Consider the following 23,093-nt stretch of genomic DNA (forward strand, 5'->3'; position numbering starts at 1 on the left):
GAGGGCTCTGCACTTACCGAACGCACAAAGTGAAACACCCTCGGGTCGAGCCCGAGGGTGGCGATTGTGTGGGACGGTGCGGAGAAATCAATCGTCCTCGACAAACACTTCCGCGCGCTTCCGCCTGATGCTCGGCAGCACCGCGATCAGCACCGCCAACAGGGCCAGGCCCAGCAGCGTCGCCGAAATCGGGCGGTGCAGGAAGATCATCGGATCGCCGCGCGAAATGATCATCGCCCGCCGCAGATGCTCTTCCAGCAGCGGCCCCAGCACGAAGCCCAGCAACAGCGGTGCCGGCTCGCAGCCGAAGCGGATCAGCAGGTAGCCGAGGATGCCGAAGAAGGCGATCGCATAGATGTCGTAGATGTTCTGGTTGATCGAGAATGTCCCGATGCACGCGAACAGCACGATGGCCGGAAACAGCACGCGATAGGGGATGGAGAGCATTTTCACCCACAGCCCCACCAGCGGCAGGTTGAGGATGACCAGCAGCAGGTTGCCCACCCACATCGAGGCAATGATGCCCCAGAACAGGGCCGGCTGTTCATTGATGACATTGGGGCCGGGCGTGATGCCCTGCAGGATGAACGCCCCGATCATCAGCGCCATCACGGGATGGGCCGGAATGCCCAGCGTCATCAGCGGAATGAAGCTGGTCTGTGCCGCCGCATTATTGGCCGATTCCGGTCCGGCGACGCCCTCGATGGCCCCCTGCCCGAACTCTTCGGGCGTTTTGGAGAGCCGCTTTTCCACCGAATAGGAGGCAAAGGACGAAAGGATATGTCCCCCGCCCGGCAGGATGCCGAGGATCGAGCCGAGCCCTGTACCGCGCAGGATGGGCATGACGATGCGCTTGACGTCATCCCTGGTGAGCCAGAGGTTGGTCACCGCCTTGACCCCAACTTCGCGCTCCTTCTCGTTTTCGAGATTGCGCAGGATTTCGGCGATACCGAACACGCCCACCGCCACGGCCACGAAGTTGAGGCCCCCGAACAATTCGCGCACCCCGAAGGTGAAGCGCGGCGTGCCGGTATAGATATCCTGGCCCACCATGCCCAGCAGCAGTCCGAGCACGATCATGCCCAGCGCCTTGAGGATGGAACCATGCGCCAGCGCAATGGAGACCAGCAGGCCCAGCACGATCAGCGAGAAATATTCCGGCGCCCCGAAATTGAGCGCCGCCCGCGCCAGCGGCGGAGCGAAGAAGGCCAGTAGCAGCGTCGCTACCGAACCGGCGAAGAACGAGCCGATGGCCGCCGTGGCCAAAGCCGCGCCGGCGCGGCCCTTGCGGGCCATCTGGTAGCCGTCGATGGCCGTGACCGCCGAAGAACTTTCCCCAGGCAGGTTGATCAGGATGGCGGTGGTCGAGCCGCCGTACTGGGCGCCGTAATAGATGCCTGCCAGCATGATCAGCGCCGTTTCCGCATTGAGCGAAAAGGTGATGGGTAGCAGCATGGCGATGGTGGCCGTCGGCCCGATGCCGGGCAGCACGCCCACCAGCGTGCCCAGCAGCACGCCGATGAAACAGTAAAGGATATTGACCGGATCGAGCGCGACCGAAAAGCCGAGAGCGAGAGAGGATATGAGGTCCATCTATGGTCTCCCGGCCTAGAAGCGCAGCCACGGACCGACCCAGGGCACCAGCAGCCCCAGTCCGACCACGAAGATCAACATGCACAGCACGCACAGTCCCACGCTGATCACCAGCGACGAGAGCAGCGAGTTGCGGCTGCTCGAAAGCGCCGTCGCCAGCCCGGAAATCAGCACCACGGGAATGAAGCCCAGCCCGCGTATGGTCGCGGCAAAGAACAGGATCGTGCCCAGCACCAATACGATGCCGCGCCACGGCCAGGCCGGAGGTGCCTCGGCATCCGGCTTGCCGATGCCCTTGGCCGCCACGGCCACGCCCAGCGCCACCAGGACGCCGCCCAGCACGACGGGCATGAAGCCCGGCCCCATGCGGAACGGCGTGCCGAAGTCGTATTTCATGGCCTCGAGCGCAAAATAGCCGCCCAGGGCGACGAAGATTGCTCCCGAGGCAAAGTCGTTCCGCGAAGCATTGACTGCCATCATATTCTTCCTCGATATCGCCATACCCACCGGACGGCACCTCCCCCTCGACGGGGGAGGCTGGGAGGAGTGTCGGCAGGCCCGATACCGGAACCAGACACCCCCCTCGACCCCTCTCCGCAAGGGGAGAGTGTCGGTTGGGACAGCGGTAGTTGACCAAGCGCATACCCCGGCCAAAGCCGGCCGGGGTCAGGCTACCCGCCTACTGCGCCTCGACGCCGGCGGCCGCGATCACTTCGGCCCAGAGGGCGATCTGGCCTTCGAGCTTCTGCGCCAGCGCGGCAGGGGTCGCATCGGAAGCCTGCACCGGATAGGTGCCCAGTTCGGCAAAGCTGTTGCCCACCATCTCGTCGGCCAGCGCCTTCTGCAGCGACTGGGTCAGCTTGTCGATGATGGCCTGGTCGGTGCCGGCCGGGGCATAGAGCCCGTGCCAGATGCCCAGCTCGAAATTCTCCACGCCACCCTCGGCCATGGTCGGCACGTCGGGCAGCACGGCGATGCGTTCGGGCGTGGTCACGGCATAGGCCTTGATCTCGCCGGCCAGGATCTGGCTCGTCGTATTGGTGGTCTGGTCGCACATCATGTCGATCTGGCTGCCCAGCAGATCCGTCATGGCCGGGCCGGTACCCTGATAGGGCACTTCGGTCATCTTGGTATCCAGCGCATCCATGAACAGCAGGCCGCAGAGCTGGCTGGCCGCACCGATGCCGGCATTGGCATAGGTTATGTCCTCGCCATTCTTCTTCACATAGGCGATGAGGTCTTCCAGCGTCGCCGGCTCGAAGTCCCGGCGCGCCACGATCGTCATCGGCACTTCGGTCACCAGCCCGATCGGGGCGAAGTCGGTGATCGGATCGAAGGGCAGGCTGGCATAGAGCGCCGGGGCGGTCGACATGCCAATATGGTGCAGCAGCAGCGTATAGCCGTCCGGATTGGCCGCAGCCACCTGGCCAGCGCCCAGCGTGCCGCCGGCGCCGCCCACATTCTGCACCACGACCTGCTGGCCCAGATCCTCGCTCATCGCGGCCGCCACCAGGCGCGTCACCGTATCGGTGGGGCCGCCGGCCGCGAACGGCACCACAATGGTCACCGGCTGGTTCGGGTAGTCCTGCGCCACGGCCACTGCCGCAGTCAGCGCCGAACCGGCCACAAGGCCCGCAGCCAGGATTTTAACGAAGCTCTTCATTGAGTCTGTCCTCCCATATTGCTTAGACCCCGGCTTCTCGGCCGGGTCGAACCTGTGATGCAAACTGCGTGCCACGCACCATACGCAAGGCTGATATGCTATTTTCCGCGACCATGCTAAGCGTTTGGGCAAGAACTTGCTCATCGCACCGTCGGCCATCGGCAATTTCTTGCCAATGGCCTTGTCGTGGCCGGGAAAGGCGCCTGTGACGATAAGAACGCCCCTGCGGAACTGGTTCGGCCGGCGCCACCTGACCGCCGCGGGCATCGGCCTGCTCGTCGTGCTGCTCGTGGCATGGGCCTCCTTCGAGATGACCCTCAACGCCACCATTCTCGATACCCGCGAACAGGCCCAGCGGCGCCTCGCGCTGTTCGAGCGCACGCTGGAGGCCATCATCGAGCGCTTCCACTACCTGCCCGTGGCCATCTCCCAGGCCCGCGAAACCCGCGCGGCGCTGACCAATCCAGACGATCCGGCTGCCGTCGAGGAGGCCAACGGCTTCCTCTCCAAGCTCAACGAAACCGCCGGCGCCGGCGAGATCTTCCTCATGGAGGACGATGGCGCGGTGGTCGCCGCCAGCAACTGGTGGACGCTGACCAGCCTGGTCGGCACCAACTATTCCTTCCGCCCCTATTTCGCCGACGCCATGCGGCTCGGCCGGGCGCAATTCTATGCCTTCGGCATTTCCACCAGCGTGCCCGGCTATTTCCTCTCCCAGCGCGTGGATGGCCCCGATGGCCCCCTGGGCGTGGCCGTCACCAAGATCAATCTGGGCGAGATCGAAGCCACCTGGTGGCGCTCGGGCGAGCTCATCGGCATTGTCGATCTCAACGATGTGGTGATCCTCTCCACCCGCCCCGACTGGCGCTACCGGCCGCTACAGACCATTCCCCGCTCGCGCGTCGAAGCCATTTCCAGCCAGTTGCGCTATGGCGAAAACGGCGTCGACAATGCCGGCATCATCACCGACCGCTGGTTCTCCCGCGGCGCCGAATTCGCGCTGTTGGCGGGCAGTGATCCCGAGACCTCGGGCTATTTCGTGCTGCAGGAACTGCGCCTGCCCAAGCATGGCTGGGAACTGCTGTCCTTCACCCCGCTCACTCCGCTCTATGGCGTCGCCTGGACGGCCGCCGCCGCCGCTGGCCTGGGCGCCGCGGCCCTGCTGCTCATCATCGTGCTGCTGGTGCAGCGCCAGCGCATCGTCGCCCAGCGCCTGGCCGATCATGAACGGCTCGAACAGCGCGTCGCCGAACGCACCGAAGACCTCCATATCGCCAACGAGGCCCTGCGCGAGGAAATCGCCGAGCGCATCCGAGCCGAAAAGGCCGAGCGCGAAGCCCAGCACGGCCTGGTGCAGGCCGCCAAGATGGCCAGCCTCGGCCAGGCCCTGGCCGGCGTCGCCCATGAGGTCAGCCAACCCGTCGCCGCACTCACCACCCATCTCGCCAGCGCCAAGCTCATCGCCAGCCGCCAGGACGATGCCGAAGTCACGGCCATCCTCTCCACCATGGACAAGGTGGTCGACCGCCTCTCGGCCCTGACGAGCCACCTCAAGACCTTCGCCCGCAAGGAGACGCGCGTCGAAATGCGGGCCGACCTCGCCACGGTCATCGCCAATGCCCTCGATCTGGTCGATCACAAGTTGCGGGCCTTCGGCATCGACGTCGAATATCGCCGCCCGCGCGCCATCCTGGTCTCGGGCAATCCCGTGCATCTCGAACAGGTGCTGATCAACCTCATCGCCAATGCCGCCGACGCCATGGAGCACAGCCCCGTTCGCGTGCTCTCCATCGGAGTCGTCAAGGCGACCGGCACCGTCGAAATCGCCGTATCCGACACCGGCTCGGGCATTGCCGCGGCCGAACTCTCCAACCTGTTCGACCCCTTCTATTCCACCAAGGAGGCCGGGCGGGGCCTCGGCCTCGGCCTCTCCATCTCCTACGGCCTCGTCCGCGATATCGGCGGCGCCATCACCGTCGACAGCCGTCCCGGCAAGGGCAGCACTTTTACCGTGCGCCTGCCGCTTGCCCACGCTGCGCCGGGCTCCTCACCATCCCCCCAACCACCGCGTCATTCCCGCGAAGGCGGGAATCCACTCTTCGGCTCCCAGTCCGATACAACAATGGATTCCCGCCTTCGCGGGAATGACGTCGTGGTCGAAACCACAATCACGCAAAGATCAAAGCAATGACCACTCCGAGCGTTCTCATCGTCGATGACGAGGAAATGGTGCGCACCGCCCTCGACCAATGGCTGCGCCTGTCGGGCTTTACGACCCATGTCGCGTCAAGCGCCACCGAAGCCCTGGTCATGCTCGACGATATCCATCCCCAGGTCATCCTGTCAGATGTCCGCATGCCGGGCCTTTCCGGCCTCGACCTGCTGCGCACCGTACACGAGCGCGCTTTGGCCAGCGAAGTCATCCTCATCACCGGCCATGGCGACGTGCCCATGGCGGTGGAAGCCATGCGATCAGGCGCCTTCGATTTCCTGCAAAAGCCTTATGTACCGGACCAGTTGGTCAAGACCCTGCGCCGTGCCGCCGAACAGGCCGGCCTCAAGCGCGAAGTCGCCGACCTGCGCCGCAGGCTCGATGGCGGCGAAGCCGAGCTCGCCACCCGCTTGGTCGGCTCCTCCCAGGTCATGGAGGATTTGCGCCGCGCCGTGCGCGAACTGGCCTCCATTCCCACCGATGTCATCATCCTGGGCGAAACCGGCACCGGCAAGGAAGTCGTCGCCCGGTGCCTCCACGATTTCTCGCCCCGATCAAAAGGCCCCTTTGTCGCCGTCAACTGCGCCGCCATCCCGGCCGAGCTGATCGAATCCGAGCTCTTCGGCCACGAGGCCGGCGCCTTTACCGGCGCCTCCGGCCAACGCGTCGGCAAGTTCGAATTCGCCAATGGCGGCACGCTCCTGCTCGATGAAATCGAATCCATGCCTCTGCTGGCCCAGGCCAAGGTGCTCCGCGTCATCCAGGAGCGCGTGGTCGAGCGCGTCGGCTCCAACAAGCAGATCCCGCTCGACCTGCAGATCGTCGCCGCCTCCAAGGTCGATCTCGCCGCCGAAAGCGAGGCTGGCCGCTTCCGCGCCGATCTCTATTACCGGCTCAACCTCGCCACCATCCAGCTCGCCCCCCTGCGCGACCGCGGCGAGGACAGCGTGCTGCTGTTCCACCATTTCCTGGGCCTGGCCGCCCAGCGCTTCAACAAGCCCGCACCCCAGTTGCACCCCGCCGACATCAACGCCCTGCTCGTCCACACCTGGCCGGGTAATGTCCGCGAACTCAAGGCCGCCGCCGACCGCTTCGCCCTGGGCCTCGACGCCACCGGCCGCTCCCTCGACGCCATACTCGGCCCCAGGACCAAGCCCCCTCCCCTCGTCAGCCAGCCTCGCCGACCGCCTCGCCGCCTACGAACGCCACGTCATCGAAGCCGAACTGGCGAGACATGGCGATTCCATCGCGGCAGTGGTGGATGCATTGCAGGTGCCACGGCGAACACTAAGCGAGAAAATGGCGCGGCTGGGCGTGCGGCGATAAGCACCGAAGCGCCCCACCCACCGGACCACCCCTCGCCCCTTGCGGGAGAGGGGGTAATTTCTTCGTTCAGAAGAAATTACGGGTGAGGGGTCTGCGCCCCCCCATGCTTCGATGTGGGCGGATAGCACAGTAGCCCCCTCATCCGACCTTCGGGCACCTTCTCCCGCAAGGGGAGAAGGAAGAACGGCCTACCCCACCAGCTCCACCTTGAACGAATACCGCCCCGTCGCCCCCGGCCCCAGCACCTCCCCATAAGGCCGCTCCTCCAGCGCATCGCTGCCGCCCACCTCAGCCGCCATCCCATGCCACGGCTCAAGACACACGAATCCCGCCCCCGCCTTCGACCAGATCGCGAAATTCGGCAAATTCTCCCAGGTAAAGCGCACCGCCCTCTCCCCCGCCGCATAGGTCAGCCCGGCCCCGGCCCCTTCGGGAAACAGCATGGCATCATCAGCGAACAGGTCATGGTTCAGCACCAGCTCCCCGGCCGTGAACGGCGAGGGCTGCCGCTCCGGCTTCACCAGTCCACCCGATAACCGCACCAGCTCCGGCTCACCGCCATTGTCCAGCACCACGCGATGCTCCAGCCCCTCGCAATCAGGCAGTGGCCACACGAAAGCCGGATGAAACCCGATGCCGAACGGCATCGGCCGATGATCCCGATTGGTCACCTCCGCCGTGACACTCACCCCGCGCCCCGTGACGCGATGCTCCAGTTCCAGCAGGAAATCGAACGGAAAGATCGAGTGGCTCGCCTGCCCCGCCCGCAGCGCGAACCGGCAGAAATCCGCCCCGCTCTCCACCAGCGTAAATTCGCTGCGCCGGGCAAAGCCATGCTGCCCCATCGGATAGCGAAAACCCTCGATCCGCACATGATCGTCCGGCGCCTTGCCCACGATCGGAAACAGCACCGGCGACCGTCCGCCCCAGAACGCCGCATCGCCCTCCCACAACCAGTCCTGCCCATCGCCGGTCACGATCGACTGCATCTCGGCGCCCAGCGGGGACACCTCGACAGTCACTTGCTCATTGCCGATGCGAAGATTGGTCATGGAATGCTCCCTGAATCGCCCTACCCTAACCCAAGAAGGAGAGAACAGCCTCGTATGTTGGCAACATCATGCCACATCTACCGACCCCACCCCTCCCCCTTGTGGGGAGGGAAGCGAGATAGGACTTAGCCTAAGCTAAGTCCGTTGAATCGAGCAGGGTGGGGGTATGGTTCCGCAAACTCGCTGCTGTTCCTCTTGCCCACAGGCAACGGATACTTCAAGACCTTCGCATGTCCCTGCCGCCGCTCCCCATCGACGACGCCCTGCCGGCCCTGCAATCCGCGCTGGCCGCCGGCCCCTATGCCGTCCTCGTCGCCCCGCCCGGTGCCGGCAAGACCACCCGCGTCCCCCCTCGCCCTCCTCGCCGCCCCCTGGCGTCAGGATGGCCGCATCATCATGCTCGAACCGCGCCGCCTCGCCGCCCGTGCGGCCGCCGCCCAGATGGCGCGCCTGCTTGGCGAAGATGTCGGCCAGACCGTCGGCTACCGCGTCCGCATGGATTCCCGCGTCTCTGCCCGCACCCGCATCGAGGTGGTCACCGAAGGCGTCTTCACCCGCATGCTGCTGGACGATCCAGAATTGACCGGCATTGCCGCCGTCCTCTTCGACGAATTCCACGAACGCAGCCTCGACGGCGATCTCGGCCTCGCCCTCACCCTCGACGCAGCCGCGCTCCGCCCCGATCTCCGCGTCCTGGTCATGTCCGCCACTATCGACGGCGCTCACGTCGCCCGCCTGCTGCACGACGCTCCCGTCATCGAAAGCCAGGGCCGCGCCTTCCCGGTCGAAACCATCCACCGTGAACCCGATCCCCTGCAACGCCTCGAAGACCAGGTCACCTCAGCCACCCTCACGGCCCTGCGCGACTACGAAGGCTCGGCCCTCGTCTTCCTCCCCGGCCAGGGCGAAATCACCCGTGTCGCCGAGCGCCTCGCCGCCCGTGTACCCGCCAATGTGGATATCGCCCCGCTCTACGGCCAGCTCACGCCATCGGAGCAGGACCGCGCCATCCGTCCCGCCGAGCCCGGCCGTCGCAAGGTGGTGCTCGCCACCTCCATTGCCGAAACCTCTCTCACCATCGACGGCGTCCGCATCGTGGTCGATTCCGGCTTTCGCCGCGTCCCGGTCTATGAGCCCGATACCGGCCTCACCACATTGCAGACCCGCCGCGTCTCCCCGCGCCGGCGCCGACCAGCGCCGCGGCCGCGCCGGCCGTACCAGCCCCGGCGTCGCCATCCGCCTGTGGAATGAGGGGCAGACATCAGCGCTCGACCCCTTCGATACGCCCGAAATGTCAGCCGCCGATCTCGCCGGCTTCGCGCTGGATCTCGCAAGCTGGGGCATCACCGACCCGTCGGCTTTGCCCTTCCTCGATCTCCCGCCCGCCCCCGCCTGGGCCGAGGCGATAACCCTGCTCAAATCCCTCGATGCGCTCGATGCCGCCAGCCGCATTACGCCCGAAGGCAAGGCCCTGGCCCGCCTGCCGCTCCATCCCCGCCTCGCCCATATGGTCGTCGCCGCTGCCGCCGAAGACGACGCCCTCACCGCCGCCGCTCTCGCCGTCCTCATCACCGAACGCGGCCTGGGTGGCGAGGGCACCGACCTCGCCCACCGCCTCGACCGCTTTCGCGCCGACCGCAGCAAGCGCGCCGAAGATGCCCGCAACCTGGCAAAGCGCTGGGCCGGTCTCGCCGGGGGTGGCAAGGGCGGCAACCTGCCCGCCGGCCACCATCTCGCCCGCGCCTATCCCGATCGCGTTGCCCAGGCCGCCGGTCCGCGCGGCAAATTTCGCCTCGCCAATGGCCGCCAGGCCAGCCTCGAGGAAACCGACGCCCTCGCCGCCTCGCCCTTCCTCGTCGTCACCGACTTGACGGGCGCCGCCGCCACGTCCCGCATTCGCGCCGCCGCTGCGCTCGACCGCGACACGCTCGAAACCCTCTTCGCCCACCGCATCACCGAAACGACCACACTGGCCTTCGACCCCGCCTCGGCCAGCATCCGCGCCCGCCGCCAGCGCCAGCTGGGCGCCCTGCGCCTGGCCGACGAACCCGTCGCCGTCTCCGATCTCGAACAGGCTGCAACCCTGCTGGCCCAGGCCGCCCTGCGCCGCCCCGATGCGCTGCCCTGGAGCAAGGAGCAAGGGCCCTCCGCGCCCGCGCCCTCTATCTCCGCGAAACCGTCGGCGATGCCTGGCCCGACCTGTCCGACGCCGCCCTCGCCGCCGATCCCGCCTGGCTGGCACCGCATATTCTCGGCGAAACCCGCCTCGCCGCCATCACCGCCGCCCATCTCGGCAATGCCCTCGACGTGGCTCTGCCCTGGTCCCAGCGCCAGGGAATCGACCGGCTCCTGCCCAGCCATTTCGCCGCGCCCTCGGGCAGCCACCTGCCCATCGACTACGCCGCCGAAAACGGCCCGGCGCTGGAAGTCCGCGTGCAGGAACTCTTCGGCCTCGACCGCCACCCGTCCGTGGCTGGCGGCAAGGTGCCGCTCCTGCTCATCCTGCTCTCCCCGGCCCATCGCCCCATCCAGACCACGCGCGACCTGCCCGGCTTCTGGCGCGGCAGCTGGAAGGATGTCGCCAAGGATTTGAAGGGCCGCTACCCCCGTCACTTCTGGCCCGACGACCCCATCACCGCCGCAGCCACGGCCCGCGCCAAGCCAAGAGGAACCTAGCGCCAATAGCCCGCATGATGCGGGCTTCAGTAGCCCTCATGGTGAGCCTGTCGAACCACGAGGGCGTGGCACCACCAGCCCGCGCATCCACCCCAGCCCCTCACTGGTCCCCGCAACCGGCCGATATTCCGCCCCGATCCATCCGCCATATCCGGATGCCGAGACAGCAGCGAACACCGCCGCATAATCCACCTGCCCCGTCCCCGGCTCACCCCGCCCCGGCGCATCGGCCACCTGTACATGTCCGATCCGTGGCAGCAGCCGGGCAAAATTCTCCGTCAGCGCCACGCCGGTCATCGCCATGTGGTAGAAATCGTATTGCAGGTAGAGATTGTCATGCGCCACCGCCGCCAGCATGGCCTCGGCCGCATCCAGCGTGCCCAGGGCATAGCCCGGCATGTCCACCGCATTGATCGGCTCGATCAGCGCCACGATGCCATGCTGCCCCAGCCGCTCGGCCGCATGGCGCAGGTTGCCCGCCAGCACCGCCGCCGCAGCCTCGGGCGCCACATCATCAGGCACCACCCCGGCCATCACATGCACAAGCCGGCAGTCCAGCGCCCGCGCATAGCTGATCGCCTGCTCGATACCCGCGGCGAATTCCTCCTGCCGCCCGGGCACACAGGCCATGCCCCGGTCTCCGGCCGCCCAGTCGCCGGTGGGCGAATTGAACAGGACCTGCTCCAGCCCCAGCCGCCGCAACCGCTCGACAATCGCCTCGGCCGGGTAGTCATAGGGCGCAATATATTCGACGCCGCGGAAGCCATCGGCCGCCGCGGCGTCGAACCGGTCGAGAAAACCATGCTCGGGATAGAGCATGGAAAGATTGGCCGAAAACCTCACGCCGCGGGCGTGAAATTCAGTGCCACGCCATTGATGCAGTAGCGCAGCCCCGTCGGCGGCGGACCGTCGGGGAAGACATGTCCCAGATGGCTGCCGCAGGTGGCGCAATGCACTTCCGTCCGCACCATGCCGAAGCTCTTGTCGGTGGTCGTCTCCACCGCGCCGGGCAGCGGGTCGTTGAAGCTCGGCCAGCCGGTGCCGCTCTCGAATTTCAGCGTCGACTGAAACAGCGGCGTATCGCAACCGGCGCAGGCAAATGTGCCCTGCCGCTTCTCATGCAGCAGCGCGCACGAGCCGGGACGCTCCGTCCCGTGATTGCGCATCACCTGATACTGTTCCGGCGTCAGCTTCGCGCGCCATTCGGCATCGCTATGGGTCACCTTGAAGGCATGGGTGTCCATGGATTTACTCCTTTGTCGCACTTCTATTCGCATGGAATATAGGATCAGTTACGTTCAGCCCATAGCGCCCGTTGCTTCATATCGGGCTGAAGCCTCCAAAGGCCCACCATGTCCATTGTTTCCTCGCTGGAGCAGCTCGAAGCGCTCTACACGCCCGCTCCCGTCGCCGCCTCGACCACCAAGGTCGCCCATCGCATGACGCCGCATTACCGGCGCCTGATCGAAGCCAGCCCCTTCGCCGCCCTGGCCACTGTCGGCCCCGAAGGCGTGGATTGCTCGCCCCGCGGCGACCGCCCCGGCTTCGTGCGCATCCATGACGATGCAACCCTGATGATGCCCGACCGGCGCGGCAATAACCGCATCGATTCCCTGCGCAATATCGTGCGCGACCCGCGCTGCGCCTTCCTCTTCCTGCTGCCCGGCAGCGGCACCACCTTCCGAGCCCAGGGCCAGGCCCATCTCAGCGTGGACTCGGACCTGCTGGCGAGCTTTGCCGTCGACGACAAGCCGCCGCGCTCGGTCATCGTCCTGAAAATAGACGAGCTCTATTTCCAGTGCGCCCGCGCCATCGTGCGTTCCGAGCTCTGGAACCCGGCCCGCCACATTGATCCCAAGACCCTGCCCACGCCCGGCGAAATCCTCGCCAGCATGACGGCTGGCGAGGTGGGTGGTGAAGCCTATGATCAGGCCTGGCCCGAGCGGGCCCGCCAGACCATGTGGTAGCGACTACGCCGCCTTCAGTTCCGCGGCATCCCGGCCTGCCTTCAGCGTCTGGGCATACCAGGCCAGTTCCTCCAGCATCGTGTCGACCGTCGGCGCCAGATAGGGATAGTCGGCAAAGTCCTTTCCCTCCATCAGCATGCCCTTGAAGGGCTCCATGTTGATATGCACCGCCCGGTTCAGCGGCGCCATGCTCAGCTCCACCGCGATCAGCCGCAACTGCTCGACGGCCCGGGCGCCACCGACCGCACCATAGCCGACAAAGGCGGCCGGCTTGCGCGCCGGCTCGGCAAACACGAAATCGAGCGCATTCTTGAGCACGCCCGACACCGAATGGTTGTATTCGGCGGTGACGAAGACATAGCCGTCGAGCTCGGCCAGCTTGCCCGCCCATTTCCTGGCTTCCGGCGTGTCGATGGGCGCAAAGCGCGGCGAACTGACCGAATCGAAGAATGGCAGCGGATAGTCGCGCAGGTCGACGATTTCGGTCTCGATATCATTGCGGCTGGCGGCCAGTTCGGCCACCCAGCGCGCGGCCCGCTCGCCGAAGCGGCCTTCACGCGTGGTGGAAATGATGATGCCGATACGCGGTTTGCTCATGGTGTCAGTCTCTTTTATTAAGTGAGGATCGTTTCGAACGCTGGTAACTGAACGTAACTGACGCTATATTCGTGACTATCGACACGTCCGCAAGACCGCACTTTTTCCTCACCTGAGGCACCAGATGGAAACCCTACGCACCCGCACGAAACCACCCGAGACCTTTGCCGAATGCACCCGGGCAGCCGTGCCCATGATCGAGGTCCTGGGCCGGATCAGCGGGAAGTGGTCGCTCTACATCATCATGGCGCTGCTGCGCGGTCCGATGCGGTTTTCCGAGCTCCAGCGCCATGTCGAGGGCATCTCCCAGAAAATGCTGACCCAGACGCTGCGCGAGCTGGAAGAAGATGGCATCGTGCACCGCACCGTGACGCCGATCATTCCGCCCCGCGTCGATTATGAACTCTCCGCCATGGGCCGCGAATTGCAGGGCCCGCTGGCCGCGATCAGCGACTGGACGGTCCGCAATGGCGAACGCGTGGCCGAAGCGCGCGAGCGTTACGCCGCCCGGCGCAACGCGGCCTGACTGGCCGTCACAGGCCTTTCATGCGCCGCCTCTAGGAGAACCACTCAACCAGTCTGAGAGGCAATGATGACCCTGAAATTCGTGGTGCTGAGCGACCTGCATGTCATGCCCGAGGGCGAATTGTCGGTCACGCTCGATACCGGCGCGAGGCTGGAACAGGCGGTCGAAGCCGTCATCGCCCGCTACGATCATGTCGATTTCTGCGTGCTGGCCGGCGACCTGGCCGATCTGGGCCAGCCAGCCGCCTATCAGCGCCTGCAAGCCATCATCGCCCGCCTGCCCATCCCGGTGCATATCACCCTGGGCAATCACGATGACCGCGCGTCATTCCTCGCGGTTTTCGGCAATGGTTTCGTCGCCGAGACCGGCAAGGTCGACAAGGTCATCGATATCAAGGGCTATCGCATCATCCTGCTCGATTCCTCCGAGCCCGGCCGCGTCGATGGCATTCTTACCGAAACCCAGATTTCCTGGCTGCATGCGCGTCTGGCCGAGGCCATGGACCGCCCCGTCATCGTGATCCTCCATCACAATGCCAACGCCCTCCATATCGAATCGGACAATATCCGTATTCTCGAGCCGGCCGCCTTCATCGACGCGCTCAAGACCCATCCCGATATCCGCCAGGTCATTGCCGGCCATGTCCACCTGACCTCGACCGCCACCTGGCGCGGCCTGCCCTTCACCACCCTGTCAGGCAATCACTATTCCTGCAGCGTCGACCAGCCCCACATCCCCATGCGCCGCCTCACCGGCCCCGGCCAGCTCGCCTTCGTCATCGCCGACCAGGACAGCACCACCGTCCTCTTCGACGACTATATCGACGGCAATACAGAGATTTTCCTGGAAGACTGACGATCCCCCGGCAGGCACCATTTGCCCATATTTCGGGTCAGGCCGAGGCGAAAATGCCCGTTCCCGAGAACCGGCGCGCAGCGTGCGTTCGGCACGTGAGCACCGGAAGCGGAGGGAATAGGTATTTGCAGACCGCCTTCACCGGAAGCGAAGGCAAATGGTGGGAGTAACAAGGATTGAACTTGTGACCCTTCGCGTGTGAAGCGAATGCTCTCCCGCTGAGCTATACTCCCGTCGCCATTGGCGAAAGTCTACTAGAGAGATGGTGGGCGTAACAAGGATCGAACTTGTGACCCCCTCGATGTCAACGAGGTGCTCTCCCGCTGAGCTATACGCCCATCTCTCCGGGATGGAAGAGCCGCTTGGGCCCGTCCAGTGGCGCGGATAGACCATAAAACCCGGTTTGGGGTCAAGAGGCTTCGACGCCGCCCGCAGGGACAAATTGCGCCTGTGGAGCAATTTGGGCGGCGAAGGCCATGAGAGCTACGCTCCAATGGCGGGATCGGCGTTCTAAGACCATGTGGAAACTCGCCCCACCACCGTGGGTGGGGATGAGTATCGGTCAGGCCGCCAGCAGCCGCTCGACCTCGTTGACCAGGTCCTTGAGATGAAACGGCTTTGACAACACCGAGGCATCCTTGGGCGCGTCGCTATCGGGGTTCAGCGCCACGGCGGCAAAGCCGGTGATGAACATCACCTTGAGGTCCGGATCGAGCTCGGTGGCGCGCCGCGCCAGCTCGATCCCGTCCATTTCCGGCATCACGATATCGCTGAGCAGCAGCGAGAACGGTTCCTCGCGCAGGCGCTCATAGGCCGAAAGCCCGTTATCGAACGACACGACCTCGTAGCCCGCATTCTTGAGCGCACGCGTCAGGAACTGGCGCATGTCGTTATCGTCTTCCGCGAGCAGGATTCGCTTCATCAGGGGTCTCCGGGCATTCAACTTGCGCTGCCGGATCGCTCCATCCGGCGCGGACGCAGGAGCGCGACGCATGCCGCGCTGTGAGTCGGACTATATAGCGCGATGTTTAAGCGAAGTTTGCCTCCATGCAATCGCAACCCGTTCCCATCAGCAATTTTGCGACAATCTGGACAAGCCGGGCGCAAAGGGCGACACTGCAAAGGCAAATCAGTGCGGCGTCGTTGGCAAGGCGCCTGTTTGGGGAGGCATCGTGCGGTCCGACTATTGGGATCAGCCGGCATTCGAAACCATCCGGCCCCGCCGGCTGGTCACACCTTTGGTGTTCAATTCGCCCCATTCCGGCCGGGTCTATCCCGAGCGCTTCCTCGCCATGACCAGGCTCGATCACCTCTCGATCCGCCAGTCCGAGGATGCCTGGGTCGATGAACTTTTCGCCCGCGCGCCCCATCTCGGCGCCCCCATGCTGCGCGCGCATTTCCCCCGTGCCTATCTCGATGTGAACCGCGAACCCTGGGAACTCGACCCCACCATGTTCGTGGAGCCCCTGTCCGAGCGCTTCAACACCACTTCGCCCCGCGTCGCCGCCGGCCTGGGCACGCTGGCCCGCGTCGTGGCCGAGAACAAGCCCATCTATCGCGACAGGCTGACGCTCGAGGATGCACGGATGCGCATCGAGGGCATTTACCACCCCTATCACGCGGCTTTGCAGAAGCTGCTCAGCGAAGCCATATCCGCCTTCGGCGTGGCCCTGCTGATCGACTGCCATTCCATGCCGCGCATTACCCGCTCCAATGACAAGGCCGCGCCCGATATCGTCCTGGGCGATCGCTACGGCACCACCTGCGCTCCGGGCCTGGTCGATCTGGCCGAAACCATATTCGCCAGCGCCGGCCTCAAGGTCGCCCGCAACCGCCCCTATGCCGGGGGCTTTGCCACCCGCACCTATGGCCGCCCGCAACACGGCGTGCACGCCCTCCAGATCGAGATCAGCCGCCACCTCTACATGAACGAGGTCACCCTGGCCCGCAATGACGGCTTCGACGCCGTCCGCGCTTTGGTCGAACGCCTGATCTTCGCCCTGATCGGGCTGGATCTGGTGTCACTGGTCGGCAGCACCCCCGCCATCGACAAGGAAGCGGCGGAATAGATTTTCCTTGTTGGATACCCCCCCTCCTAACCTCCCCCTGATAGGGGGAGGAGCCGCACTGTGGCTGGGGCAATATAGTGCCAAATCCCCGATCTGTTCCTCCCCCTATCAGGGGGAGGCTAGGAGGGGGTATCCAGAAAAGACTCACGTCCCCCGCACCACCCTGTGCTAGTTACGCCCATCCCTCAGTAGACCTCATGGTGAGCTCGTCGAACCACGAGGTCGTGGCACGGACCCCGCCCATGACCCTCGATCTCGCCAAAATCGAAGCCACCCTCCTCGCCGCCGCGAAAGCCGCCGCAGCCCACACGCTCCCCCTCTTCCGCACCCCCCTCGCCATCGACAACAAGTTCACCGTGGGCTTCGACCCCGTCACCGAGGCCGATCGCGGCGCCGAAACCGTCATCCGCGCCGTCATTGCCGAAGCCTTCCCCGACCACGCCATTGTCGGCGAGGAATGGGGCAGCTCCGGCGACAGCAATGACACCTGGATCATCGACCCGGTCGACGGCACCCGCGCCTTCATTTCCGGCGCCCCCGTCTGGGGCACGCTGATCGGCTTCGCCCACAATGGCGTGGCCATATCAGGCATCATGAGCCAGCCCTTTATCGGCGAAACCTTCCTCGCCGTGCCCGGCCGCGCCACCTATCGCCGCGGCGACACCACCACGCCCATCCGCACCAGCGGCCAGATCGACTTGCCCCCCGCCCGCGTTTTCACCACCACCCCTTCCCTGTTCAACACGCCCGAACTGGCCGGCAAATGGCGGGCCATCGAATCCGCCACGCGCCTGCAGCGCTTCGGCATGGATTGCTACGGCTATGCCCTATTGGCCGCCGGCCACGCCGACCTCGTGGTCGAGCCCTATCTCAACACCTATGACATCGCCGCCCTGGTCCCCATCATCCGCGAAGCCGGCGGCGCCATCGCCTGCTGGGACGGCAGCGAACCCACTGGCGGCGGTAACGTGGTGGCCGCTGCGACGCCCGAACTGCTGGAAAAGGCGCTGGCGCTGGTCAACGCCTCGTAAGGTAGGTACCCGAACGCGCAGTCGTCCACCCTCCCCCTTGTGGGGAGGGAAGCGAGATAGGACTTAGCCCTTGCTAAGTCCGTTTATCGAGCAGGGTGGGGGTATGGTTCCGCAAACGCGGTGTGCGTGGCCCCACCCCCACCCTTGATCCCTCCCCACAAGGGGGAGGGAGACGACTGAGAAATCAGCTCAAGAAGACTGCTCCGTAATAAACGCGTCAAACGCCGCAAACACCTGTCCGCGGATCGCATCGCTCTCCATGAACAGTTCGTGCCGCGCCCCGGCAATCACCACATGCCGCCCGGTGCGCAGGCGCAGCCCCAATTGCTCGATGGCCGGCGCCGACACCACCTCGTCCCGCGCTGCCGCCAGCATCAGCAGCGGCACATTGATGCGGGCGGGGAAATTGTCCTCCGCCGCCTCGGCCATGGCCCCGAAGGCCGATGCCGCCCAGCGCACGGTCGGCACGCCGATTTCGAGATCCGGTCGCTCCCTGATCACATCGACCGACCGCATATAGCGGATCAGGTCCCCCGTCAGCGGATTGCCCGGAAAGCTCGCCTCCGACACCGGCTTGTCCGCCTTGCGTCCCACCGGCATCTGCCCCAACCCGAAAAAGCTCAGCGTCTCGCAGACCCGTGCCATGCCCTTCATGCTCAATGGCTGCCGGTCCAGCGCCAACATGGGCGCTGAGAGAAACACCCGATCGAACATCATCCGATCGTTGATCCCGGCAAAGAGCGAGGCCAGCCCGCCCATCGAATGGCCGACGAGATAATAAGGCGGCGGACAATCCGGCAGCAGGATATCGCCATGAAAGCTGCGCAGGTCGGTCCAGTAATCCTCGAACCGGTCGACATAGCCCAGTTTGCGATTGCCGATCAGCCGGTCCGAGCCGCCCTGCCCGCGCCAGTCGAACGTGGCCACGGCAAAGCCGCGCCGGCGGAAGTCGGCCACGGTCTCGAAATATTTCTCGATGAATTCGGTGCGCCCCTGCACCAGACAGATCGTCCCCCGATGCGCCCCTTCCGACTTGGGCCAGGTCGCATAGCGCAACTGCACATTGTCAGCCGTCCGGAAAAAGCCCACCCGTCCACCTTCGGGCATGGGATTGGACGGGATATTGACCAGGCTGGGTCCATTGGGATCGACGACGGCGTTCATGGGTGGCCCTTCGTGAGGTAGGCACTATTTTCTGTATCGAGATTCGCAGGCCCGCCGAGTCGAAAATGGCTGGCTCTGAGACCCGGAGCGCAGCGTACATGAGTACGTGAGCACCGGAAGCGCAAGAGACAGCCATTTGCAGACCGGCGGACTGCGAAGATTGATGCAGAAAAAGAAAACCAGCATCCCGGAGGATGCTGGCTTCCTTGTTGCGGCCCATGCGGGGGCGGGTGATGGGCCGCATTGGGGTTGTGACGAGGTCTCCCTCAACACATGCCCCCTTCTAGCCGCCCCAGCCTGAACTCGACCGGACTCGTCCGTTCATATTCGGTTCATCCAGAGCCGGCCTCTGCCTGCCTCAGTCATTCCCGGCCACGCATTGCTGGACATAGATCAACGCCTCGCTCGATCCGCGCAGCGAAATCCTGGCAATGTCGAGTTCGGGCGCCGATACGGTCAGGGTGCGGCCGCGGCGCAGCTTTTCGATCAGCGCGAGGGTCAGCGCGTCATCGTCAGGTTCGGACCGGTAGAAGAACACAGCGCCGTTCTCGGCGGTGACCGGCACCGTGAAGATTTCCCCATCGACGATGAAATCGAGCTGCGGCGGCGCATCGGCGAAAGCCTCGATCGCGGCGGCCGGCTCCAGTTGCAGAAAGAAGGCGCCGGCATCCGCAAGCCCATCGCCCGAACATTCCAGGCTGACATGGCCATCGGCCGCGCTGCCGCCCCCGGCAGCGAATACCCCCATATTATAATGCCCGCCCCAGATCGGAGCGGGTTGGGCGTAAGCGGACACGGGCGCGAGGAGCGCGAGCGCCAGCAGCGGAGCGAATGGTTTCATGAGACTTTTCCCGGTTGCCTGTCGAGTTGTGACGACAAACGCCCATAATAGGTTCCGCATGGGGCGAAATTGTCCCCTTGAACCGGCAAATCCATCCCCCATATTTCATGCGTTCGCCGGAATTGCCGGGAACCCCGACCTCGAAAACCGCTCGCCTGCGACAGGGAGCTTCGGCCGAGACCACCGGGACATCCACGTTGCTCACAGGAGAATGTGACCATGCAGACCATCGATTTTTCCCCCTTCTATCGCTCCACCGTCGGTTTCGACCGCGTCTTCAACCGCCTCGATACCCTTGTCGGGCAGGAAGCCAAGACCTACCCGCCCTACAATATCGAGCGCACCGGCGATGATGCCTACCGCATCTCGATTGCCGTCGCCGGCTTTGCCAATGGCGACATTGCCATCGAGACCAAGGAGAACAACCTGGTCGTGAAGGGCGCCAAGCCCGCCGAGAGCGGCGACAAAACCCGTGAATTCCTCCATCGCGGCATTGCCGAGCGCGCCTTCGAGCTGCGCTTCCAGCTTGCCGACTATGTCGAGGTTCAGGGCGCCAGCCTCGAAAACGGCCTGCTGCATCTGGAACTGAAGCGCGAACTGCCCGAAAGCAAGAAGCCGCGTTCCATCCAGATCAGTGCCGGCACCCAGCCGACCATCGAAGACAAGTCGGTAAACTAGTCGCGCGGCCTTCCGCGTCGACCGACACCTCCCGGTGACGATAGAGGCGCAGTCCGCAAGGGCTGCGCCTTTTGCTTGTGGAGCACCCCCTCCCAACCTCCCCTAATAGGGGAGGAGCCGCGCAGTGGTTGGGGCAAAACGGTGCCACAAGCTCGATCGGTTCCTCCCCCTGTCAGGGGAAGGCTAGGAGGGGGTACCCGCTTTCAGGCAAACAGCCCCACCAACGGAACCTCCCTCGTCCCTGCAAGTTGAGTCCCAAAACCACCCAGCGTCAAAGGACTCCCCATGAAAACCCCTTCCATCGCCCTCAAAGCCAATGCCAAGTCGGCCGTCATCGACATCCTGAACGCCCGTCTGGCCGATGCGATCGATCTGGCCCTCATCACCAAGCAGGCGCATTGGAACCTCAAGGGCCCCAATTTTATCGCCGTGCATGAAATGCTCGATCCCATGCGCGCCACCATCGATACCCATGTCGATATCATCGCCGAGCGCGTCGCCCAGCTCGACGGCATCGCCCTGGGCACCAGCCAGGTCGTCGCCAAGGCCACCGCCCTCGCGCCCTATCCCACCGATCTCAGGAAGGTCCCCGACCATCTCGCGGCCCTGGCCGAGCGCTTCGCCGCCCTGGCCAACCAGGTCCGCGAAGATATCGACGCCACCGACGAGGCCGGCGATGCCGATGCCGCCGACATCCTCACCGCCTTTTCGCGCGACCTCGACAAGAACCTCTGGTTCATCAAGTCCCACCTCGAATAGCGTCAGGAACAGCGGGCCCACCCGAGGGAGCGTTGACTTCGGAGGCATGGGCAGGCTTGCCCTCTCCCCTCGTGGGAGAGGGTGGAAATCCGCGTCCAGCGGATTTCCGGGAGAGGGGTCTGCGTCATCCCATGCTTCAATGTCTACTGCCCCTCATCCGCCCTTCGGGCACCTTCTCCCACAAGGGGAGAAGGGAAGAGTGGGGCGGGGCCACGCGCACAGGGCCAACGGCTCCATCCTCTCGCGCATCTGAACGTCCTGTTCATGCGCCGGTCAGTGCATTTCTCCCAGTCTTGCGCCATAATAGGTCCGCGTTCCGGGAGACTTGCCATGTCCTTGCCTCTTCCTCGCCTACGCCCTGCCTGCCTCATTCTGTCCGCCGCGCTGCTCGCCGCGATGCCGGCCGCCCGCGCCGCCGATTTTCTCGCCACCGACACCTGGCCCATGGCCGCCGCGCAGCAGGCCCTGGCCGACGAGATCGGCGCTGCCCTGGTCCACGACATCACCATCGATGCGGACAGCATCTTCATCACCGCCGACCACGCCGCCGATCCCGAACAGACCACCGACTATTCCTGGGATGGCGTGAGCGTGCGCCAGGGCATCAGCATGCCCAATTTCACCGCCATGGGCATGGGCGACACCGAGCCCTTCCCCCTCGCCGATCTGCCGTTCGATCGCCTCCCCGCCGTCAAGCGCGCGGCCATCGCCGCTTTCGCCTTGCCCGAAGCGCAGATCACCGAGATCGAAGGCACCATGCCGACCACCCGCACCAGCAAGAAGCTCATTCCGCTCTGGGAGGTGCATTTCGCCCGCTCCGGCGGCGAAACCGGCTCGGTCCTGCTCACCGCCAATGCCCAGGTGCTCGATGTCATCTCGCCCGCAAGCCAGCAGGTCGAAGCCGGCCCCTGGCTCGCCCCGGCCACCGTGGCGGCCACTTTGGCCCGCCTCGGCGCGGAATTCGGCCCCAATGCGCGCTATGCCGAAATCCTCATCGATGACAGCAAGGCGCTGGTGCAGATGGAGGACCCGCGCAATCCCGGCCAGCTCGTCGAAATCTACGTCACGGCCGATTCCATAAGGCGACAGGATTCGATGATGATGGGCATGGCCAACCCGTTCGGCCCCACGCTGGACCGCGCCTTCACCCTGTCCGACATTGCCGCGCTCGACCCCGACAGGCTGGCCGACCTGGAACAGCGCACCATCGCGCGCATGGGCATGCCCGGCATGAGCGTCTTCCGCTACACCATCTCCCGCTCCGTCCTGTTCATGACGCCGGAAGATGATCGCCTCGTCGTCGAAGTGCGCGCCGAACTCTCCGACGGCTGGACCGGCGGCCGCGTCGCCTACGATATGGCGGGCAACGAGGTCGATGTGGTCACGCCCTGATCGACCGCTTGCCTCGGCCCGTCCGATCCGCCACGCTGGCCCGGCAGCCATAAGGAGCCGGGCCATGGCCAAGTTCGCCGACAATTTCGAAGGCTGGTACAAATATGCCGAACGCGCCGCCGGCCGCCCGCCGCGACCGCTGCTTGTCGAAGCCGTTACCCGTGCGTCCGGCCGTGAGGCGGCGCTCGATATCGGCGCCGGCGCCCTCAACGATACCATCCACCTGCTCGGCGCCGGCTTCGCCCATGTCACCGCGCTCGACGGCGAACCCATCGCACAGCAGATCGCTGATACGCTTCCGCCCGACCGCTTCGCCTATGTCATCTCCCGCTTCGAGGATTTCGCCTTCCCGCCGGCGGCCTATGACCTGCTCAACGCCCAATATGCCCTGCCCTTCATCCGGCCCGACCGGTTCGACCGGGTCTTTGCCGCCATCCTCGCCGCGCTGAAGCCCGGCGCCATTATCACCGGCCAGCTCTTCGGCGATCGCGACGACTGGGTCGGTACATCAGGCATGACCTTCCACACCCGCGCCGCGGCCGAAGCCCTCCTCGCCCCGCTCACCCTGCTCAGCTTCCGCGAAGAAGACGACCCCAACAGCCAGACCCTCAACGGCACCGCCAAGCACTGGCACCTCTTCCACTTCCTCGCCCGCCGCGACTGATGCGGCGCTTTCGCGACTCAGCACGCAT

Annotated in this window: 21 protein-coding genes, 2 tRNA genes and 1 pseudogene; 12 read left to right on the forward strand and 12 right to left on the reverse strand. The window is 65.2% G+C overall.

Features of this window, described 5'->3' with window-relative positions:
• Positions 1 to 87: 87 nt before the first annotated feature.
• The 3 genes from NVV79_RS11465 to NVV79_RS11475 form a co-directional block, all read right to left on the reverse strand.
• Positions 88 to 1,593 (reverse strand): tripartite tricarboxylate transporter permease, encoded by a 1,506-nt coding sequence (locus NVV79_RS11465; RefSeq protein WP_303989373.1) that lies wholly within the window; start codon positions 1,591 to 1,593, stop codon positions 88 to 90.
• Positions 1,594 to 1,608: 15 nt separating this feature from the next.
• Entirely contained in the window at positions 1,609 to 2,070 is a 462-nt protein-coding gene (locus NVV79_RS11470; protein WP_303989375.1) for a tripartite tricarboxylate transporter TctB family protein, read from the reverse strand.
• Between the two features lie 202 nt (positions 2,071 to 2,272).
• The gene (locus NVV79_RS11475; protein ID WP_303989377.1) at positions 2,273 to 3,256 is read right to left on the reverse strand and encodes a tripartite tricarboxylate transporter substrate-binding protein; all 984 of its coding nucleotides are present in this window, start codon (positions 3,254 to 3,256) and stop codon (positions 2,273 to 2,275) included.
• A 205-nt stretch (positions 3,257 to 3,461) separates the two neighbouring features.
• Between NVV79_RS11475 and NVV79_RS11480 the strand changes: the two genes are divergently transcribed.
• Positions 3,462 to 5,447 carry an ATP-binding protein gene (locus tag NVV79_RS11480; RefSeq protein WP_303989379.1) on the forward strand — a complete coding sequence of 662 codons (1,986 nt, stop codon included), beginning with the start codon at positions 3,462 to 3,464 and terminating at the stop codon, positions 5,445 to 5,447.
• Positions 5,444 to 6,880, forward strand: coding sequence for a sigma-54 dependent transcriptional regulator (locus tag NVV79_RS11485; protein ID WP_303989381.1), 1,437 nt, complete (start codon positions 5,444 to 5,446; stop codon positions 6,878 to 6,880). The genes NVV79_RS11480 and NVV79_RS11485 overlap by 4 nt, the downstream gene beginning before the upstream one ends.
• Positions 6,881 to 6,982: 102 nt before the next feature.
• On the opposite strand, the gene NVV79_RS11490 is transcribed toward NVV79_RS11485, so the two are convergent.
• On the reverse strand, positions 6,983 to 7,846 hold the full coding sequence (locus tag NVV79_RS11490) for an aldose 1-epimerase family protein (RefSeq protein ID WP_303989383.1): 864 nt from the start codon (positions 7,844 to 7,846) through the stop codon (positions 6,983 to 6,985).
• Positions 7,847 to 8,076: 230 nt separating this feature from the next.
• Here NVV79_RS11490 and hrpB point away from each other — a divergent pair.
• Positions 8,077 to 10,522: pseudogene (gene hrpB, locus NVV79_RS11495) on the forward strand (ATP-dependent helicase HrpB).
• 36 nt (positions 10,523 to 10,558) lie between these two features.
• On the opposite strand, the gene NVV79_RS11500 reads toward hrpB, so the two are convergent.
• The gene (locus NVV79_RS11500; protein WP_303990387.1) at positions 10,559 to 11,341 is read right to left on the reverse strand and encodes a hydroxypyruvate isomerase family protein; all 783 of its coding nucleotides are present in this window, start codon (positions 11,339 to 11,341) and stop codon (positions 10,559 to 10,561) included.
• Between the two features lie 20 nt (positions 11,342 to 11,361).
• Complete coding sequence (gene msrB, locus NVV79_RS11505) at positions 11,362 to 11,766, reverse strand: peptide-methionine (R)-S-oxide reductase MsrB (RefSeq protein ID WP_303989386.1); 405 nt, start codon at positions 11,764 to 11,766, stop codon at positions 11,362 to 11,364.
• Between the two features lie 108 nt (positions 11,767 to 11,874).
• Between msrB and NVV79_RS11510 the strand changes: the two genes are divergently transcribed.
• Positions 11,875 to 12,489 carry a pyridoxamine 5'-phosphate oxidase family protein gene (locus NVV79_RS11510; protein WP_303989388.1) on the forward strand — a complete coding sequence of 205 codons (615 nt, stop codon included), beginning with the start codon at positions 11,875 to 11,877 and terminating at the stop codon, positions 12,487 to 12,489.
• A 3-nt stretch (positions 12,490 to 12,492) separates the two neighbouring features.
• Here NVV79_RS11510 and NVV79_RS11515 read toward each other — a convergent pair whose 3' ends face one another.
• Positions 12,493 to 13,086, reverse strand: a complete 594-nt coding sequence (locus NVV79_RS11515) for an NADPH-dependent FMN reductase (RefSeq protein ID WP_303989390.1) — start codon at positions 13,084 to 13,086, stop codon at positions 12,493 to 12,495.
• Positions 13,087 to 13,210: 124 nt separating this feature from the next.
• Here NVV79_RS11515 and NVV79_RS11520 point away from each other — a divergent pair, with 124 nt between their 5' ends.
• A complete protein-coding gene (locus tag NVV79_RS11520) occupies positions 13,211 to 13,612 on the forward strand; it encodes a helix-turn-helix domain-containing protein (protein ID WP_303989392.1) in 402 nt (133 codons plus the stop codon).
• Between the two features lie 66 nt (positions 13,613 to 13,678).
• Positions 13,679 to 14,467 (forward strand): metallophosphoesterase, encoded by a 789-nt coding sequence (locus NVV79_RS11525; RefSeq protein WP_303989394.1) that lies wholly within the window; start codon positions 13,679 to 13,681, stop codon positions 14,465 to 14,467.
• Between the two features lie 158 nt (positions 14,468 to 14,625).
• On the opposite strand, the gene NVV79_RS11530 is transcribed toward NVV79_RS11525, so the two are convergent.
• The 3 genes from NVV79_RS11530 to cpdR form a co-directional block, all read right to left on the reverse strand.
• Positions 14,626 to 14,700 (reverse strand) — tRNA-Val (locus NVV79_RS11530).
• A 30-nt stretch (positions 14,701 to 14,730) separates the two neighbouring features.
• Positions 14,731 to 14,805: transfer RNA gene (locus tag NVV79_RS11535), tRNA-Val, on the reverse strand.
• Between the two features lie 224 nt (positions 14,806 to 15,029).
• The gene (gene cpdR, locus NVV79_RS11540; protein WP_046105558.1) at positions 15,030 to 15,389 is read right to left on the reverse strand and encodes a cell cycle two-component system response regulator CpdR; all 360 of its coding nucleotides are present in this window, start codon (positions 15,387 to 15,389) and stop codon (positions 15,030 to 15,032) included.
• Positions 15,390 to 15,639: 250 nt separating this feature from the next.
• On the opposite strand from cpdR, the gene NVV79_RS11545 reads away from it, so the two are divergent.
• Both NVV79_RS11545 and hisN read left to right on the forward strand, forming a co-directional pair.
• Positions 15,640 to 16,536: an N-formylglutamate amidohydrolase gene (locus NVV79_RS11545; RefSeq protein WP_303989405.1), complete on the forward strand. Its 897-nt coding sequence runs from the start codon at positions 15,640 to 15,642 to the stop codon at positions 16,534 to 16,536.
• Between the two features lie 242 nt (positions 16,537 to 16,778).
• Positions 16,779 to 17,567 (forward strand): histidinol-phosphatase, encoded by a 789-nt coding sequence (hisN, locus tag NVV79_RS11550; RefSeq protein WP_303989407.1) that lies wholly within the window; start codon positions 16,779 to 16,781, stop codon positions 17,565 to 17,567.
• 189 nt (positions 17,568 to 17,756) lie between these two features.
• Here the strand turns inward: hisN and NVV79_RS11555 are convergent, their stop codons facing one another.
• Both NVV79_RS11555 and NVV79_RS11560 read right to left on the reverse strand, forming a co-directional pair.
• Positions 17,757 to 18,731, reverse strand: coding sequence for an alpha/beta fold hydrolase (locus NVV79_RS11555; protein WP_303989409.1), 975 nt, complete (start codon positions 18,729 to 18,731; stop codon positions 17,757 to 17,759).
• A gap of 358 nt (positions 18,732 to 19,089) precedes the next feature.
• The gene (locus tag NVV79_RS11560) at positions 19,090 to 19,572 is read right to left on the reverse strand and encodes a hypothetical protein (RefSeq protein WP_303989411.1); all 483 of its coding nucleotides are present in this window, start codon (positions 19,570 to 19,572) and stop codon (positions 19,090 to 19,092) included.
• A 219-nt stretch (positions 19,573 to 19,791) separates the two neighbouring features.
• Between NVV79_RS11560 and NVV79_RS11565 the strand changes: the two genes are divergently transcribed.
• From NVV79_RS11565 to NVV79_RS11580, 4 genes are all read left to right on the forward strand, one after another.
• The gene (locus tag NVV79_RS11565; protein ID WP_303989414.1) at positions 19,792 to 20,250 is read left to right on the forward strand and encodes an Hsp20 family protein; all 459 of its coding nucleotides are present in this window, start codon (positions 19,792 to 19,794) and stop codon (positions 20,248 to 20,250) included.
• Between the two features lie 285 nt (positions 20,251 to 20,535).
• Positions 20,536 to 21,009, forward strand: a complete 474-nt coding sequence (gene dps, locus NVV79_RS11570; RefSeq protein WP_303989417.1) for a DNA starvation/stationary phase protection protein Dps — start codon at positions 20,536 to 20,538, stop codon at positions 21,007 to 21,009.
• Positions 21,010 to 21,339: 330 nt separating this feature from the next.
• Entirely contained in the window at positions 21,340 to 22,401 is a 1,062-nt protein-coding gene (locus NVV79_RS11575; protein ID WP_303989420.1) for a hypothetical protein, read from the forward strand.
• Between the two features lie 64 nt (positions 22,402 to 22,465).
• Positions 22,466 to 23,065 carry a class I SAM-dependent methyltransferase gene (locus NVV79_RS11580; RefSeq protein WP_303989423.1) on the forward strand — a complete coding sequence of 200 codons (600 nt, stop codon included), beginning with the start codon at positions 22,466 to 22,468 and terminating at the stop codon, positions 23,063 to 23,065.
• The last annotated feature ends 28 nt before the right edge of the window (positions 23,066 to 23,093 follow it).

It is taken from the genome of Devosia ginsengisoli, assembly GCF_024707105.1.
Taxonomy (GTDB): domain Bacteria; phylum Pseudomonadota; class Alphaproteobacteria; order Rhizobiales; family Devosiaceae; genus Devosia; species Devosia ginsengisoli_A.

What these genes read in the sequence shown, in the direction of transcription:
- NVV79_RS11465 (WP_303989373.1), bottom strand. Translation starts at nt 1,593, where the DNA reads ATGGACCTCATATCCTCTCTCGCTCTCGGCTTTTCGGTCGCGCTCGAT.
- NVV79_RS11470 (WP_303989375.1), bottom strand. Translation starts at nt 2,070, where the DNA reads ATGGCAGTCAATGCTTCGCGGAACGACTTTGCCTCGGGAGCAATCTTC.
- NVV79_RS11475 (WP_303989377.1), bottom strand. Translation starts at nt 3,256, where the DNA reads ATGAAGAGCTTCGTTAAAATCCTGGCTGCGGGCCTTGTGGCCGGTTCG.
- NVV79_RS11485 (WP_303989381.1), top strand. Translation starts at nt 5,444, where the DNA reads ATGACCACTCCGAGCGTTCTCATCGTCGATGACGAGGAAATGGTGCGC.
- NVV79_RS11490 (WP_303989383.1), bottom strand. Translation starts at nt 7,846, where the DNA reads ATGACCAATCTTCGCATCGGCAATGAGCAAGTGACTGTCGAGGTGTCC.
- NVV79_RS11500 (WP_303990387.1), bottom strand. Translation starts at nt 11,341, where the DNA reads ATGCTCTATCCCGAGCATGGTTTTCTCGACCGGTTCGACGCCGCGGCG.
- msrB (WP_303989386.1), bottom strand. Translation starts at nt 11,766, where the DNA reads ATGGACACCCATGCCTTCAAGGTGACCCATAGCGATGCCGAATGGCGC.
- NVV79_RS11510 (WP_303989388.1), top strand. Translation starts at nt 11,875, where the DNA reads ATGTCCATTGTTTCCTCGCTGGAGCAGCTCGAAGCGCTCTACACGCCC.
- NVV79_RS11515 (WP_303989390.1), bottom strand. Translation starts at nt 13,086, where the DNA reads ATGAGCAAACCGCGTATCGGCATCATCATTTCCACCACGCGTGAAGGC.
- NVV79_RS11520 (WP_303989392.1), top strand. Translation starts at nt 13,211, where the DNA reads ATGGAAACCCTACGCACCCGCACGAAACCACCCGAGACCTTTGCCGAA.
- NVV79_RS11525 (WP_303989394.1), top strand. Translation starts at nt 13,679, where the DNA reads ATGACCCTGAAATTCGTGGTGCTGAGCGACCTGCATGTCATGCCCGAG.
- cpdR (WP_046105558.1), bottom strand. Translation starts at nt 15,389, where the DNA reads ATGAAGCGAATCCTGCTCGCGGAAGACGATAACGACATGCGCCAGTTC.
- hisN (WP_303989407.1), top strand. Translation starts at nt 16,779, where the DNA reads ATGACCCTCGATCTCGCCAAAATCGAAGCCACCCTCCTCGCCGCCGCG.
- NVV79_RS11555 (WP_303989409.1), bottom strand. Translation starts at nt 18,731, where the DNA reads ATGAACGCCGTCGTCGATCCCAATGGACCCAGCCTGGTCAATATCCCG.
- NVV79_RS11560 (WP_303989411.1), bottom strand. Translation starts at nt 19,572, where the DNA reads ATGAAACCATTCGCTCCGCTGCTGGCGCTCGCGCTCCTCGCGCCCGTG.
- NVV79_RS11565 (WP_303989414.1), top strand. Translation starts at nt 19,792, where the DNA reads ATGCAGACCATCGATTTTTCCCCCTTCTATCGCTCCACCGTCGGTTTC.
- dps (WP_303989417.1), top strand. Translation starts at nt 20,536, where the DNA reads ATGAAAACCCCTTCCATCGCCCTCAAAGCCAATGCCAAGTCGGCCGTC.
- NVV79_RS11575 (WP_303989420.1), top strand. Translation starts at nt 21,340, where the DNA reads ATGTCCTTGCCTCTTCCTCGCCTACGCCCTGCCTGCCTCATTCTGTCC.
- NVV79_RS11580 (WP_303989423.1), top strand. Translation starts at nt 22,466, where the DNA reads ATGGCCAAGTTCGCCGACAATTTCGAAGGCTGGTACAAATATGCCGAA.